The 15,118-nt window shown below is 72.0% G+C and carries 14 protein-coding genes; 12 read left to right on the top strand and 2 right to left on the bottom strand.

Features of this window, described 5'->3' with window-relative positions; all coding sequences use genetic code 11:
* Positions 1-242: 242 nt before the first annotated feature.
* On the bottom strand, positions 243-1,607 hold the full coding sequence (locus tag ACWDZ7_RS01850) for a sensor histidine kinase (RefSeq protein WP_451793980.1): 1,365 nt from the start codon (positions 1,605-1,607) through the stop codon (positions 243-245).
* A 445-nt stretch (positions 1,608-2,052) separates the two neighbouring features.
* The gene (locus ACWDZ7_RS01845) at positions 2,053-3,255 is read right to left on the bottom strand and encodes a sensor histidine kinase (protein ID WP_451794157.1); all 1,203 of its coding nucleotides are present in this window, start codon (positions 3,253-3,255) and stop codon (positions 2,053-2,055) included.
* Positions 3,256-3,625: 370 nt separating this feature from the next.
* On the opposite strand from ACWDZ7_RS01845, the gene ACWDZ7_RS01840 reads away from it, so the two are divergent.
* From ACWDZ7_RS01840 to ACWDZ7_RS01785, 12 genes are all read left to right on the top strand, one after another.
* Entirely contained in the window at positions 3,626-4,015 is a 390-nt protein-coding gene (locus tag ACWDZ7_RS01840; RefSeq protein ID WP_030782706.1) for an NADH-quinone oxidoreductase subunit A, read from the top strand.
* Complete coding sequence (locus ACWDZ7_RS01835) at positions 4,006-4,617, top strand: NADH-quinone oxidoreductase subunit B (protein ID WP_451793979.1); 612 nt, start codon at positions 4,006-4,008, stop codon at positions 4,615-4,617. Before ACWDZ7_RS01840 ends, ACWDZ7_RS01835 begins: the two co-directional genes overlap by 10 nt.
* Positions 4,614-5,936 (top strand): NADH-quinone oxidoreductase subunit C, encoded by a 1,323-nt coding sequence (locus ACWDZ7_RS01830; RefSeq protein ID WP_451793978.1) that lies wholly within the window; start codon positions 4,614-4,616, stop codon positions 5,934-5,936. Before ACWDZ7_RS01835 ends, ACWDZ7_RS01830 begins: the two co-directional genes overlap by 4 nt.
* Positions 5,933-6,901, top strand: a complete 969-nt coding sequence (locus ACWDZ7_RS01825; RefSeq protein ID WP_451793977.1) for a complex I subunit 1/NuoH family protein — start codon at positions 5,933-5,935, stop codon at positions 6,899-6,901. The genes ACWDZ7_RS01830 and ACWDZ7_RS01825 overlap by 4 nt, the downstream gene beginning before the upstream one ends.
* A complete protein-coding gene (locus tag ACWDZ7_RS01820) occupies positions 6,901-7,461 on the top strand; it encodes a NuoI/complex I 23 kDa subunit family protein (protein ID WP_451515089.1) in 561 nt (186 codons plus the stop codon). Before ACWDZ7_RS01825 ends, ACWDZ7_RS01820 begins: the two co-directional genes overlap by 1 nt.
* Positions 7,458-8,108: an NADH-quinone oxidoreductase subunit J family protein gene (locus ACWDZ7_RS01815; protein ID WP_451793975.1), complete on the top strand. Its 651-nt coding sequence runs from the start codon at positions 7,458-7,460 to the stop codon at positions 8,106-8,108. The genes ACWDZ7_RS01820 and ACWDZ7_RS01815 overlap by 4 nt, the downstream gene beginning before the upstream one ends.
* Positions 8,108-8,515, top strand: a complete 408-nt coding sequence (nuoK, locus tag ACWDZ7_RS01810) for an NADH-quinone oxidoreductase subunit NuoK (protein ID WP_451793974.1) — start codon at positions 8,108-8,110, stop codon at positions 8,513-8,515. The genes ACWDZ7_RS01815 and nuoK overlap by 1 nt, the downstream gene beginning before the upstream one ends.
* Entirely contained in the window at positions 8,512-10,506 is a 1,995-nt protein-coding gene (locus ACWDZ7_RS01805) for an NADH-quinone oxidoreductase subunit 5 family protein (protein ID WP_451793972.1), read from the top strand. The genes nuoK and ACWDZ7_RS01805 overlap by 4 nt, the downstream gene beginning before the upstream one ends.
* 6 nt (positions 10,507-10,512) lie before the next feature.
* Positions 10,513-12,108: an NADH-quinone oxidoreductase subunit M gene (locus ACWDZ7_RS01800; protein WP_451793970.1), complete on the top strand. Its 1,596-nt coding sequence runs from the start codon at positions 10,513-10,515 to the stop codon at positions 12,106-12,108.
* Positions 12,105-13,691, top strand: coding sequence for an NADH-quinone oxidoreductase subunit N (locus tag ACWDZ7_RS01795; RefSeq protein ID WP_451793968.1), 1,587 nt, complete (start codon positions 12,105-12,107; stop codon positions 13,689-13,691). Before ACWDZ7_RS01800 ends, ACWDZ7_RS01795 begins: the two co-directional genes overlap by 4 nt.
* A gap of 162 nt (positions 13,692-13,853) precedes the next feature.
* Complete coding sequence (gene htpX, locus ACWDZ7_RS01790) at positions 13,854-14,717, top strand: zinc metalloprotease HtpX (protein WP_451515083.1); 864 nt, start codon at positions 13,854-13,856, stop codon at positions 14,715-14,717.
* Complete coding sequence (locus ACWDZ7_RS01785) at positions 14,714-15,109, top strand: YccF domain-containing protein (RefSeq protein ID WP_451793966.1); 396 nt, start codon at positions 14,714-14,716, stop codon at positions 15,107-15,109. Before htpX ends, ACWDZ7_RS01785 begins: the two co-directional genes overlap by 4 nt.
* The last annotated feature ends 9 nt before the right edge of the window (positions 15,110-15,118 follow it).

Raw genomic sequence — 15,118 nt, 5'->3', positions numbered from 1 at the left:
CGTCGGACGGGGGGCGGCGCTCGGCAGGGGGCGGCGCTCGGGAGGGGGCGTCGCTCGGGAAGGGGGCGGCGTTCGAGAGGGGGGCGGCGCGCGGAAGGGGCGCGGCGCTCGGGAAGGGGGCGGCGCTCGGGAAGGGGGCGGCGCTCGGGAAGGGGGCGGCGCTCTCGGGAGGGGCGCGGCGCTCGGGAGGCGGGCGGGCGGATCAACCCAGGCCGGGGATCCGGGGCCTGGAATGGAGGGCCTCAGGCATGGCGCCAGGGGAGTTCCGCCGTGATGGTGGTCGGGCCGCCGTGCGGCGAGTCGACGACCAGGATTCCGTCGACCGCGTCCAGCCGCTCCGCGAGGCCCGCGAGGCCGGAGCCCGCCGTCACGTCGGCGCCGCCCGAGCCGTTGTCCGTGACCTGGAGCATCAGCCGGTCCTCGGACCGCCACACGTCGACCGAGCCCTGGGTCGCCCGGCTGTGCTTGCTGATGTTCTGCAGCAGCTCGGAGACCGTGAAGTACGCGATGCCCTCGATGGCGGCCGCCGGACGGCTGTCCAGGTCCACCTCCACCTGGACCGGCACGGTGCAGCGCGCGGCGAGCGAGGAGAGCGCCGCGTCCAGACCGCGGTCGGTGAGGACCGCCGGGTGGATGCCGCGGGCCAGGTCGCGCAGCTCCTGGAGGGCGACCTTCACCTCGCCGTGCGCCTCGTCCACCATACGGGCCGCGGCCTCGGGGTCCTCGGTCAGCTTCTCCTTGGCGAGGCCCAGATCCATGGCGAGGGCGACCAGGCGGGCCTGCGCGCCGTCGTGCAGATCGCGCTCGATGCGCCGCAGATCCGCGGCGGCGGTGTCCACGACCACGCCTCGGTCCGACTCCAGTTCGACGACGCGGGTCGCGAGCCGCGAGGGGCCGAGCAGGCCGTGCACCAGCACGCGGTCCACGGTCGTCAGAGCCCGCACGATCCACGGCGTGGCCAGCGTGATCAGCAGGCCGGTCGCCGCCGTGATGCCGATCTCGAAGGGGTTGTCGAGGTAGACGCGGTGGCCGCCGTCGTCGTAGAGCTGGATGCCGTCCTGGCCTCCGTACATCGGGAAGAGCCAGAACCACAGCGGATACGTGAGCATCATCCAGCCGTACGACCAGAAGACCACCGCCACGACGAACGAGAACAGCGACCACGGCATCAGCAGCACGGAGTAGAGCAGGTGCCGCCAGGACGCGCCGCTCTTGAGGACGGCGCCGATGACCGCCATCGCGCCGCCGCCCTTGGGCCGCAGCGGCTCCGGGGCGGCGACGTCGAGGTCGAGCAGGCCGCGGGCCCGCGTCCGCTCCAGGGCGCCGATGCCGCGGCAGCCGGCCAGGGCGCCGGCGAGCACCGGGATGCCGATGAAGGTGACCAGCAGACCCGCGCCGAGCGAGAGCATCGTGACCGCGAAGACGAAGGACGTGATGCCGATGGGCAGGCTCAGCAGGATGTAGCCGAACTCTTTCCAGGCGCGGGCCTCGATCGGGGCGCGCAGCCCCGCGGGGAGGCGGCGGCGCCGCTCCTCCATGCCGGTTGCCCCTGCCCGGAAGTCCGGCCGGTCCATGTCCGTGTACCCCTGTCCGTATTCCGTGGCCATCACTGCCATCCGTTTCTGCTCAAGCCGCTGCCTGTTTGCCGTGCCCCCAGCCTCGCCGCCACGGGGCTCGCGGACCATGGAGCGGGTCGGCGTCTCAGGGCGGGGGTTTTCCCTACCTTGGCCTTCGGCGGGCGGCGTGTGAGGGTGCCGCCGCTTCGACGGGGGGCTCGGGGGCTCCGCTTGCCGGCGCGAGCGGCGCGGCAGGCTCCGGGCGTGCCGCTCGGCGTCCCGCCCGGCGTGCCCCCCGGCGAAGCCGCCCACCCGGGCTCGTCGGCAAGCGAAGCCGCCCCGCTACTCCCGGCACGGAGCCCCTCCGGCATGCGGAACAGCCTCCTGGCGCGCCGGGCATGCGGAACAGCCTCCTGGCGCCCATCCGGCATCCGGCGCAGCCTCCTGACGCCCCCCGGGCATCCGGCACAGCCCCCTGGCGCCCCGCCGGCGAAAATCACAGCCGGCGCGGTGAGCCGGACGCATGGCCCCCGTGGGCCCCCGCGCGGTCGCGCCACGGCAGTTCCGCCGTGATCGTCGTCGGACCGCCCTCCGGCGAGTCGATGACGAACAGCCCGTCGACCGCGCCGAGCCGGTCCGCGAGGCCCGCCATGCCGGTGCCGCCGTCGAGCCGGGCCCCGCCACGCCCGTCGTCCCGGACCTGGATGAGCAGGCGGTCGTCCGCGCGCCACACCTCGACGCTCGCGTTCCGCGCCCCACTGTGCTTGCTGACGTTCTGCAGCAGCTCGGAGACCGTGAAGTACGCGCTGCCCTCGATGGCGGCGGCCGGCCGCGTCGGCAGATCCGCGGTCACCTTCACCGGCACGGTGCAGCGCGCGGCGAGCGAGGAGAGCGCCGCGTTCAGGCCGCGGTCGGTGAGGACCGCCGGGTGGATGCCGCGAGCGAGGTCGCGCAGCTCCTGGAGGGCGACCTTCACCTCGCCGTGTGCCTCGTCCACCATGCGGGCCGCGGCCTCGGGGTCCTCGGTCAGCTTCTCCTTGGCGAGGCCGAGCCCCATCGCGAGGGCGACCAGGCGGGCCTGCGCGCCGTCGTGCAGATCGCGCTCGATGCGCCGCAGATCCGCGGCGGCGGTGTCCACGACCACCCCCCGGTCGGACTCCAGTTCGGCGATACGCCGCTCCAGTTCGTCGGAGGGGCAGAGCAGCCCGCGCACCATCGCCCGGTCGACGTTGGTGAGGCCACGGACGACGAAGGGCAGCACCGGCCAGAGCACGAAGAGCCCGATGAGTGTGACCGCGAAGGTCAGCACGCCCCACGGCAACCGGATGAACGCGTACAGCATCGCGCGCCACCCCACCGGGTCCTTCAGGCTCGACCAGAGCCAGCCGAAGAAGCCGTGCCCGCCGAGCACCGGCATCGGACTCGGCTCCTCCACCCGCACACCGAGCAGTTTCCTGGCCCGCGCCCGCTCGGCCCTGCCCAGCAGCCGCGCCCCGAACAACGCCGCCGCCAGCAGCGGCAGACCGACGACCGTCACCGTCAGACCGACGCCGAGCGCCAGCGAGACCACCGCGTAGACGAAGCCGACGACACCCACCGGCAGGTTCACCAGCAGCTGAGCGATCTCTTTCCAGGTGTGCCGGTCGTACGCGAATCGCGCGGGCGGCGGCCGGTCGTCGCACGAGGACCCGGGCGACATCCGGTCGTCGCACGAGGACCCGGGCGGCGTCCTGCCGTCGTACGACGGCACGGGCGACGTCTGTCCGTCGTACGACGGCACGGGCGACGGCACGGGCGGCGTCCGGTCGTCGGACGGGGGCGCGGGCGCGGGCGGGGGCGCGGGCGGCGTCCCGTCGTCGGGCGTGGGCATGGTGCTTGCGGTCATACGCGCCAGAGTGCCCGGCGCGCCGCCGTAACGCCATGAGGACCCCCGCCCGGACGGGCCGGGGGATAACCCCACCCCACCGACCCGTCCACACCGATGCGTGACGCTCTGCTTACCGATCCTTTAGCAGGCCCTAGACTCCCGTGCGTACAGATCGAGGGGCTGACGTGAGTGAGGGGCTGACGTGCACGTGACGAACGTCGCGGCGAGCTACTACCAGTCGTACTCCGTCGTAGGGCTGCTCGCCCTCGTGGGCGTGCTGTTCGTCGCCGTCGCCTTCGGCGCGGGACGGCTGCTGCGCCCGGTGGTGCCCACCCCCGAGAAACTCCTGACGTACGAGTGCGGCGTCGACCCCGTCGGCGAGGGCTGGGCCCACACCCAGGTCCGCTACTACGTCTACGCCTTCCTCTACGTGATCTTCGCCGTCGACTCGATCTTCCTCTTCCCCTGGGCGACGGTCTTCGCCGCGCCCGGCTACGGCGCGACGACGCTCGTGGAGATGTTCATCTTCCTCGGCTTCCTCGCCGTGGGCCTGCTGTACGCATACAAGAAGGGCGTCCTGACGTGGACGTGACCCCCGCTCCCGCTCCCGTGGACCTTCCGGAGCCGAAGAGGCTGGGCGTACTCTCCCGCCTGGCCCCCGAGCCGATGAAGGTGGTCCTCAACTGGGGCCGCCGGTACTCCCTCTGGGTCTTCAACTTCGGCCTCGCCTGCTGCGCCATCGAGTTCATCGCGGCCTCCATGGCGCGCCACGACTTCATCCGGCTCGGCGTCATCCCGTTCGCGCCCGGCCCGCGCCAGGCCGACCTGATGGTCGTCTCCGGCACGGTCACGGACAAGATGGCGCCCGCCGTGAAGCGCCTGTACGAGCAGATGCCCGAACCGAAGTACGTCATCTCCTTCGGCGCCTGCGCCAACTGCGGCGGCCCCTACTGGGACTCGTACTCCGTCACCAAGGGCGTCGACCAGATCATCCCGGTCGACGTGTACGTTCCCGGCTGCCCGCCCCGGCCCGAGGCGCTGCTCCAGGGCATCCTCAAACTCCAGGAGAAGATCGCCCGGGAGTCCCTTGGCGAGCGGTACGGAACCGGCACGCGGCCCTCCGCGGCGGCGCTCCGCAGCGGCCTCGTCCAGGCCCCGGCGCCCGCCCCCGAGGCTCAGGAAGGTGACCGGTGACCGGCTGGCTGCCGAGCCCCGTCGAGGAGCTCTTCGGCACGGAGGCGACGGCCGAGGAGGCGTACGACGTACTGACCGTCGACGTCCCCGCGGCCTCCTGGACCACCGCCCTGGAGACCGCCCGCACCACGCTCTCCTGCACCTACTTCGACTGGCTGAGCGCGGTCGACGAGCCCGGCACGGGGTTCCGCGTCGCCGCCCACGTCGTCGCGCTCTCTCCCGTACGACGCCTCCTCCTGCGTACGACCGTCGCGCACGACGCCCCGGTGCTGGCCTCCGCGGTCGGCGTCTACGCGGGCGCCGCCTGGCACGAGCGCGAGACACACGAGATGTTCGGCGTGACGTTCGAGGGCCACCCGGGCCTCGCGCCGCTGCTGCTGCCCGAGAACTTCGAAGGCCACCCCCTGCGCAAGGACTTCGTGCTCGCCGCCCGCGTCGCGAAGGCGTGGCCGGGCGCCAAGGAACCGGGAGAGTCCGAACACGGCGGCCCCAAGCGCCGCCAAATGCTCCCCCCCGGCGTACCCGACCCCAACGAATGGGGCCCCTTGAAGGGCCAGCTCCCGGCGGCCCCGTCCCGCCCGTCCCGCGGCGCGGGACGGGCGGCTGGTGCCGCGGGTGCTCGTGGTGCGGCGGGTGCCGCCGGCCGTGCGGCGGGCGCTCCTCGCGGAGCGGAGGGTGCCTCTGGTGGTGCGGCGGGTGCTCCGGGCCGTGCGGCGGGCGGTGAACGCCCGGCGCGGCGGTCCCGCTCGGCGAGCGAGGGCTCGGCGAGCCAGTCCGCGGTTGAGGGGCAGGCCCCCTCCATGGAGCCGGTCGCCTCCAAAGAGCCGGTCGAGCCCCGCGAGCCGGTCACCGCCAAGGAACAGCCCGCCGAGGCCCCGCAACCGGCGACCCCTGCCCGCCCCCCGAGGCGCTCGCGCAGCGTCGGCCAGGGTTCGGCGTCCCAGCGCGGGGCGACGACCCGGGCTGCGGAGGGCACGGAGACCACGCCGGAGGCAGAGCCGGGGCCCGTATCCGAGGCGGCATCGGCACCTGCGGCCGCGCCTTCCGCGAACCCCGAACCCACGCGCCGCCCGGCCCCACGCAGCTCCGACGCCCCGTGGCACCACGCACGCCCGACGTTCGACGACACGGACCCCGAGCGGCCCGACACGGACCCCGAGCAGCCCGAAGCAACGGAGCAGCCCGAGGCGGAGCCCGAGCAGTCGGCCCCCGCCGGGCCGCCCACCCCCGCCGAGCCCCCCAAGCCCCCCGAGCCCGGGACGAACCCCGCCCCCGCCAAGAACCCGGAGAACGGCGAACGCCCAGGAGGCAGTGAGTGAACGACGCCCTCGACGTCGCCCTGCGCCTCGTCATCGTCTTCGCGGTGTTCCTGGTCCTGCCCCTCGTGATCGGCCAGACCGAGCACAAGGTGATGGCCCACATGCAGGGCCGCCTCGGCCCCATGTACGCCGGCGGCTTCCACGGCTGGGCCCAACTCGTCGCCGACGGCGTCAAGTTCGCGCAGAAGGAAGACATCGTCCCGGCCGAGGCCGACCGCCGCGTCTTCCAGCTGGCCCCCGCGATCGCCCTCCTCCCGTACCTCCTCGTCCTCGTCGCGATCCCGATCGGCCCCGGCGAGGGCGCGGTCGGCGAGGTCGTCGACGCGGGCATCTTCTTCGTACTCGCGGTCATGGGCGTCGGCGTCCTCGGCTCGCTCATGGCGGGCTGGGCCAGCGCCAACAAGTTCTCCCTCCTCGGCGGCCTCCGCACCGCCGCCCAGCTCCTCGCCTACGAACTGCCGATGCTGCTCGCCGCCGCCTCGGTCGCGATGGCGGCGGGCACGGTCTCGCTGCCCGGCATCGTCGACGCGTTCGAGTGGTGGTGGCTGCCCTGGCAGATCGTCGGCGCCCTCGTCTTCTTCGTCGCGGGCCTCGCCGAACTCCAGCGCCCGCCCTTCGACATGCCGGTCGCCGACTCCGAGATCATCTTCGGCGCCTACACCGAGTACACCGGTCTGCGCTTCGCCCTCTTCCTCCTCGCCGAGTACGCCGGAATCGTCGTCCTGTGCGGCCTGACGACCGTCCTCTTCCTGGGCGGCTGGCACGGCCCGTGGGGCGCCGACGGCCTGGGCTGGGTCTGGACCCTGCTCAAGACGGCCGTCCTCGCGTTCGTCGTGATCTGGCTGCGCGTCTCCTACCCCCGTCTCCGCGAGGACCAGCTCCAGAAGCTCGCCTGGACCACGCTCATCCCCCTCGCCCTCGCGCAGATCGCGCTCACCGGAATCGTGAAGGTGGCGATCAACTGATGCCTCCGATCCCAGGGTCAGGCCTCGCCAAGGGCCTCGCCGTCACCCTCCGCACGATGACGAAGAAGACCGTCACCGAGCAGTACCCCGAAGCGCAGCCCGAACTGCCGCCCCGCACCCGAGGCGTCATCGGCCTGTTCGAGGAGAACTGCACGGTCTGCATGCTGTGCGCCCGCGAGTGCCCGGACTGGTGCATCTACATCGACTCCCACAAGGAGACGGTCCCGCCCGCCGCCCCCGGCGGCCGCGAGCGCAGCCGCAACGTCCTCGACCGCTTCGCCATCGACTTCGCCCTCTGCATGTACTGCGGCATCTGCATCGAGGTCTGCCCCTTCGACGCCCTCTTCTGGTCCCCGGAGTTCGAGTACGCCGAGACCGACATCCACGAACTCACCCACGAGCGCGACAAGCTCCGCGAGTGGATGTGGACGGTCCCGGCCCCGCCCGCCCTGGACCCCGGCGCCGAGGAGCCGAAGGAACTCGCCGCCGCCCGCAAGGCCGCGGAGAAGCTGGCCGCAGCCGAGGCAACCGCGCCCGAGACGAAGGAGGGCGAGGCGTGACCTCCGCAGCAGCCACCGCGGCGACAGCCGCCAAGGCCGCCGAAACCCACGGCTTCCTCTCCCCGACCGGCGTCGAGATCGCCTTCCTCCTCGTCGGCCTCGTCACGCTCGGCGCGGCAGTCATCACCGTCACGACCAGGCAACTGGTGCACGCCGCCCTCTGGCTGGTCGTGGCGCTCGGCGGCCTCGCTGTCGAGTACCTCCTGCTGACCGCGGAGTTCATCGCCTGGGTGCAGGTCCTCATCTACGTCGGTTCCGTCGTGGTCCTCCTCCTCTTCGGTCTCATGCTCACCAGGGCGCCCATCGGCCGCTCCCCGGACGCCGATTCCGGCAACCGCCCCGTCGCGCTCGCGGTGGCCCTCATCGCCGCCGCCGCCCTGGTCTGGGTCGTCGTGGACGCCTTCCGCACCACGGTGATCGACCTGGACGGCGCCGCCCAGGGCTCCACCGACGTGACCGGCTCCGTCCTCTTCCGGCACTGGGTGCTCCCCTTCGAGGCGCTCTCGGTCCTCCTCCTCGCCGCCCTCGTCGGCGCGATCGTCCTGTCCCGCAAGGCGGCCAAGGGCGCGACCGGCCCCGAGACGACCAACGGCGCGACCGGTCCCGAGACGACCAACGGCGCCACCACCCCGGAGGGAGACCGCTGATGCACCTCCACCTCGCCTATCCGGCCGTCCTCGCCGTCCTCCTCTTCTGCGTCGGCCTCTACGGCGTACTCGCCCGGCGCAACGCGATCCTGGTCCTGATGTCCGTCGAGCTGATGCTCAACGCCGTCAACCTCAACCTGGTCGCCTTCGACGTCTGGCTCCGCGACTCCCTCCACGCCGGCCAGGCCCTGACCCTCTTCATCATCGCCATCGCCGCCGCCGAGATCGGCATCGGCCTCGCGATCGTCCTGGCGGTCTACCGCAACCGCGGCACCTCCGCCGTCGACGACCTCCGCGACACCGCCGAACCCACCGGGGCAGACGAGACGCGGGAGTCACAGGGGTCGCAGGAGACGCAGGAGTCACCGCAGTCAGCTCAGTCGCAGAAGGCCGAGGCCGCCGCGTGACCACGACCACCCTCGCCGTCCTCGTCCCCCTCCTGCCGTTCCTGGGCGCGGCCGCGGGCCTGCTGCTCGGCCGCCGGACCCCCCAACTCGTACGCCCCCTCGCGGTCCTGCCCACGCTGACGGCCCTGCTCCTTGCCGTCCTCGTGGCCGTCCGCCAGGGCGGCGACCAGCCGGTCGACGCCGCCACCGAACTCACCCCGACCGGCTCGGTCCCCATCGAACTCGCCCTGCACATCGACGGCTTCGCCGCCCTCGTCGCCGTCCTGGTCGGTGTCGTCGCCTCCTGCGTGCAGATCTACTCGACGGGCTACCTGCGCGAGGACCCGCGCTATCCCTCGTACGCCGCTCTCGTCTCCCTCTTCACCTCCGCGATGCTGCTCGTCGTCTACTCCGGCGACCTGATGGTGCTCCTGGTCGGCTGGGAGATCATGGGCATCTGCTCGTACTTCCTCGTCGGCCACTACTGGGAGACGTCCGAGGCGCGCGCCGCCTCCCTGAAGGCCTTCCTGGTCACCAAGCTCGGCGACGTCCCCTTCCTGATCGGCCTGTTCGCCCTCGCCGCGGACACTGGCTCGTTCCGCATCACGACGATCCTCGCGACGGTCGCGGACGGCGGTCTCGACCACCCCACGCTGATCGCCCTGCTGCTCCTCGCGGGAGTGGCGGGCAAGTCCGCGCAGTTCCCGCTGCACACCTGGCTGCCCGACGCGATGGCGGGCCCCACGCCCGTCTCCGCGCTGATCCACGCTGCGACGATGGTCGCCGCCGGTGTCTACTTCGTGGCCCGGCTCCTCCCCGTCTTCGCCGCCTCCGACGCGGCCCTGGTCGTCCTCGCCGTCATGGCCGCCGTCACGATGGCCGGCTCGGCCCTCGCCGCGCTCGCCCAGGACGACATCAAGCGCGTCCTCGCGTACTCGACGATCGGCCAGCTCGGCTACATGACCGGCGCCCTCGCTGTCGGCGACCGCGGTGCCGCCGTCTTCCACCTCCTGTCACACGGCGCCTTCAAGGCGCTGCTGTTCCTCACCGCGGGCGTGATCATCCACGCCGCCGGCACCAACTCGCTGGCCGCCATGTCCCGCATGCGGGGGCTGCGCGACCGCATCCCGGACGCCTACTGGACGATGACCGTGGCGCTCCTCGCGCTCGCCGCGATCCCGCCGTTCAGCGGCTTCTTCTCCAAGGAGGCCGTACTCGGCGCCGCCGAGCACACGGCCACGGGCCACTCCGAATTCGCGCCCACCACCGCGGGCTGGATCGTCCTCGTCGCCGGTCTGCTCACCGCCCTCCTCACCGCCGCGTACGCGACACGTCTATGGCTGCTGGCCTTCCACGGCAAGGGAGCCGAGGTGCCCGATCACGGCAGGCAGCCCCTCGCCATGACGGCCGTGCTGTGGGTGCTCGCCGTCCCCTCCCTCGCCTTCGGTCTCGCCGTCGGTGTCCTGCCGGACTGGTTCGACGGCCACTCGCTCGCCCCGACGCTCACGACCTCCGTACTCGGCACGGGCCTCGCTCTCGTCGGCGTCCTCGTCACCTACGGCGCGTGGCGGCACACCGCGGCACTCGCCGCCCGCGTCCCGATGGGCGCGGTCGCGGTGAGCCCGGACGGTGACGGGGGACAGGTCGAGGCAGAGGCCATCGCCTCGCACGCCCCCGCATACGGAGACGTGGCCTCGGCCCACGACCCGGCCGACCCCGGCCGCCTGCTGCTCGGGCCCCTGCACCGCCACGCGGCCGTCGGCTTCCGCCTCGACGCCGTCTACGCCGCCCTGTTCGTCCGCCCGGTCCAGGCCGCCGCGCGCCTCGTCCGCTTCCTCGACCGCGAGGTCGTGGAGACATACGTGCGGGGCGCGGGCACCGCACCCCGCTGGCTCGGCGCGGCCGTCCGGCGCGCGCAGACCGGCAACGTACAGACCTATCTGAGCGCGCTGCTCGCAGGCACGGTCGTCCTGGCCGTCGCCGCCGTCCTCGTCGCCACCGCCGGAGCGTGAGCAGCCGTGATCGGTATCAGTGAGTCCGTGATGCAGTTTCTTCTGGCGTTGATCGTCGTCGGCCCGCTCATCGGCGCCGTGGCCGCTCTCCTGCCGGCCCCGCCCGGGCTGAAGGGAAAGTCTCCCGACCAGGCCGTGCTGCGCCACGGCGTGCTGGTGAGCGGCACGGTCCTGCTGGCCGCGACCGTCCTCGCGCTCGGCTTCGACCACGACCAGCCGTCGAAGATGCAGGCCACGACCGATATCAGCTGGATCCCCGCACTCGACGTGCGCGTCCACCTCGGCATCGACGGCATCTCGCTCCCCCTTCTGGTCCTGACCGCGCTGCTGACCTTCCTCTGCGCGCTCTACAGCTACTTCAAAATGCCCGCGGGCCCGTCCCCCAAGGCATTCGTCGCACTGATCCTCGTACTCGAATCCGGCACCCTCGCGACCTTCGCCGTCCTCGATCTGCTGCTGTTCTTCCTGGCGTTCGAGATGGTGCTCATCCCGATGTACTTCCTCATCGCCCGCTGGGGCGGTGGCCAACGCACCCAAGCCGCCTGGAAGTTCATCCTCTACACGCTGCTCGGCTCCGTCGTGATGCTGCTGGGCCTCCTCCTCATCGGGCTCAAGTCCGGCACATTCGACATGGTGGCACTCGCCACTGACAACGGCCGGGGCCTGACCACATCCGTGCAGGTCATCGCCGTTTTGGCGATCGGGATCGGGCTCGCGGTCAAGACGCCGATGTGGCCGCTGCACAGCTGGCTGCCGGACGCCCACACCGCCGCGCCCACCGTCGGCTCGGTCCTGCTGGCCGGCGTGCTGCTGAAGATGGGTACGTACGGGTTCGTCCGCATCCTGCTGCCCATCGCCCCCGACGGGATGCGGGAGTTCGCGCCGTACCTCGCGGCCTTCGCGGTCGTCGGGATCATCTACGGCTCGCTCGCCTGCCTCGCGCTCGCCAAGCGGGGCGCGAAGGGCGATCTCAAGCGCCTCATCGCCTACTCGTCCGTCGGCCACATGGGCTTCGTGCTGCTCGGTATCGCGACGATGAGCCCGACCGGCGTGAACGGCGCGCTGTTCGCCAACATCGCGCACGGCCTCATCACCGGCCTGCTCTTCTTCCTCGTCGGCGCGCTCAAGGACCGCACCGGCACCACCGACCTCGACTCCCTCGCGCAGGAGTCCGGCGCCGCCCTCTACGGCAAGGCGCCCCGCCTCGGCGGCCTGCTCGCCTTCGGCGCCGTCGCCTCGCTCGGCCTGCCGGGCCTAGCCGGATTCTGGGGCGAGATGCTGGCGCTGTTCGGCGCGTTCAAGCCCGCCGAGGGGCTGAGCCGCCCGGCGTTCCTCACCTTCATGGCGATCGGCGCCTTCGGCACCCTGCTCACCGCCGCGTACATGCTCATCGTCGTACGCCGGGTCTGCATGGGCCCGATGCCGCAGACCGCGACGGCCGCCGAGCCCGCGCCCGCGCCGCTCGCCGACGTCCACGGCTACGAATTCGCCGCCTGGACCCCGCTCGTCGCCCTCACCGTCCTCGCCGGACTCTGGCCCGCGGCTCTCCTCGGCCTGACCGACCCGGCCGTGCAGAAGCTCCTCACTGGAGGCAAGTCGTGACCGTGGCCGCCGAAAGCGCCGCAAGCCTCGTCCAGTCCGTCGACTGGCTCGCGATCGCGCCGCCGACCATCGCGGCCGTCGTCGGCCTCGTCGTACTCGTGGCCGACCTCTTCGTGGGCGACGGCAAGAAGGCGCTCCTCGGCTGGATCTCCGTGGCGGGCCTGGCCGCGGCGGCGCTCGCCCTGCTGCCTCTCCTGGACGACGACCGCTCGACCTTCTGCCTGACCGGCGGCGGCACGCACGCGTGCAGCTACACCGCGGACCGCTTCACCCTGGTCATCCAACTCCTGGTCCTGGGTGGCGCCCTGCTGGCCGCCCTGCTCTCCATGACCACCCTGAAGGACGCGCAAGGCCCCAAGGTGCCCGAAGGCTCCAAGGGGTCCGAAGGCTCCAAGGTCTCCGAGGGCGAACTCCCCGCGGGCGAGTTCTGGTTCCTGCTGCTCTCCTCCGCGGCGGGCGCCGCCCTGCTGCCCGCCTCGCGCGACCTCGCGACGCTCATCGTCGCCCTGGAAGTCGCCTCGCTGCCCGCCTTCGCCCTCGTGGGCCTCAGGTACGGCGACAAGCGCTCCTCCGAAGCGGCCCTGAAGTTCTTCCTCTCCTCGGTCACCGCGACCGCCGTGAGCCTCATGGGCGTGAGCTTCGTGTACGCGGCGACCGGCACCCTGCACCTCGCCGAGATCGCCACCGAGCTGCAGGACGTCGACGGGCAGCTGCACACGCTGGCCCAGACCGGCGTCGCCCTCACCCTCGTCGGCTTCGCCTTCAAGGTGGCCGCCGTGCCCTTCCACTTCTGGGTACCGGACACCTACGTAGGCGCGCCCCTGCCGGTCGCCGCGTACCTCTCCGTCGTCGGGAAGGCCGTCGGATTCACCGGGCTCATCCTTGTGACCGTCGTCGCCTTCCCCTCGTACGCGGACGTCTGGGGCCCGGTGCTCGCCGTCCTCGCCGCGCTCACCATGACGGCGGGCAACGTCGCCGCCCTGCGTCAGCAGTCCACGCGCGCGTACAGCGCGGTCCGGCTCCTCGCCTGGTCCTCGGTCGGCCAGGCCGGGTACCTCCTGGTGCCGATCGCCGCCGCCGGATACGCGGACAACGAGGCCGGCGCCGAGAAGGCCATCGGCTCCACCGTCGCGTACGCCCTGATGTACGCGGCCGTGAACCTCGGAGCCTTCGCCGTGGCCGCGCTCGTCGGCCGCACCCAGCGCCTGAACCGCGTCAGCGACTACCGGGGCCTGTACGCGCGCAATCCCCTGGCCGCCCTCGTGCTGGCCTTCTTCCTGCTCTGCCTCGCGGGCCTGCCACCAGGCATCATCGGACTCTTCGCCAAGGTCACGGTCTTCTCCGCCGCGGTGGACGCGGGCCTCGGCTGGCTCGCCGTGGTGATGGCCGTGAACGTGGTGATCGCGCTCTACTACTACCTCCAGTGGACCGCGCTCCTGTTCCGCGCCCCCGAGGGCGAGCCGGTCGAGCACCGTGTCCCGGCCCCTGTCACGGCGGCCATCGCGCTGACCGCGGTCCTCGGCGTCGCGCTCTCCGGAGCGCCCCAGCTCGTCCTGAGGTTCTCGGACACCGGCCTCTTCTGACCGCGGGCCCCGGGGCCGTCACCCGCGCGGCCTACACCGCTCCTGAGCGCACAAGGGAACTAGTGCTCCCCGCCTGGCGTTGACCAGTACGGGAGGGTCCACTGAACAGTGGAAGCACCAGTCAGCAGAGGGTTCCCCCACGCACCACCAGGAGGGCGTACCGTGCACCGCCGGCACAACGGGTTGAAGACCGCCGTACTCCTCGGGGGACTGTCCGCGCTCATCCTCGTGATCGGCAGTTTCTTCGGGCGCACGGGGCTGGTCGTCGCGCTCTTCGTGGCGCTCGGCACCAATGCGTACGCGTACTGGAACAGCGACAAGCTGGCCCTGCGTGCCATGCGCGCCCGCCCGGTGAGCGAATTCGAGGCACCCGCGCTGTACCGCATGGTCCGCGACCTCTCCACCCAGGCCCGCCAGCCCATGCCCCGCCTGTACATCTCGCCCACGGAGGCCCCGAACGCCTTCGCGACCGGCCGCAATCCGCGCAACGCGGCGGTGTGCTGCACCGACGGCATCCTGCGCCTCCTCGACGAGCGCGAGCTGCGCGGCGTCATCGGCCACGAGCTCAGCCACGTCTACAACCGCGACATCCTGATCTCCTCGGTCGCCGGAGCCCTGGCCTCCGTGATCATGTTCCTGGTGAACTTCGCCTGGCTGATCCCCGTGGGCCGGTCGAACGACAACGACGGCCCCGGCATCTTCGGAATGCTCCTGATCATGCTGCTCGGCCCGCTGGCGGCCTCCATCATCCAGCTGGCGATCAGCCGTTCCAGGGAGTACGAGGCCGACGCGTCCGGCGCACAGCTCACCGGCGACCCGCTCGCTCTCGCGAGCGCCCTGCGTAAACTCGAAGCCGGTACAAAGCAGTTGCCGCTACCGCCCGAGCCCCGCCTCGAGACGGCGAGCCACATGATGATCGCGAACCCCTTCCGTCCGGGGCAGGGCATGTCCAAGATGTTCTCCACACATCCGCCGATGGCGGAGCGCATCGCCCGACTCGAGCAGATGGCAGGTCGTCACCAGTGAAGACAATCCTCAACGTCATATGGCTCGTCCTCTGCGGCTTCTGGATGTTCCTGGCCTACCTGCTGGCGGGTGCGCTGCTCTGCGTCACGATCATCGGCATCCCGTTCGGCCTGGCCAGCTTCCGCATCGGCCGCTATGCCCTGTGGCCCTTCGGCTACACCACGGTCGAGCGCCGTGACGCGGGCGCGCCCTCCTGCCTGGGCAACGTCCTGTGGCTGGTCCTCGCGGGCTGGTGGCTCGCGATCGGCCACATCGTCACCGGCTTCCTCCTGTGCGTCACGATCATCGGCATCCCCCTGGGCGTCGCCAACTTCAAGCTGATCCCGGTCTCGCTGCTGCCGCTGGGCCGCGAGATCGTCCGCACGGACCAGCCGTTCACCGCGCGCCACTAGAACCGGCGC

This window comes from Streptomyces sp. NPDC003032, from assembly GCF_053591415.1.
Note: the sequence above shows the minus strand (reverse complement) of the source record. Positions and strands in the feature narration are given on the sequence as shown.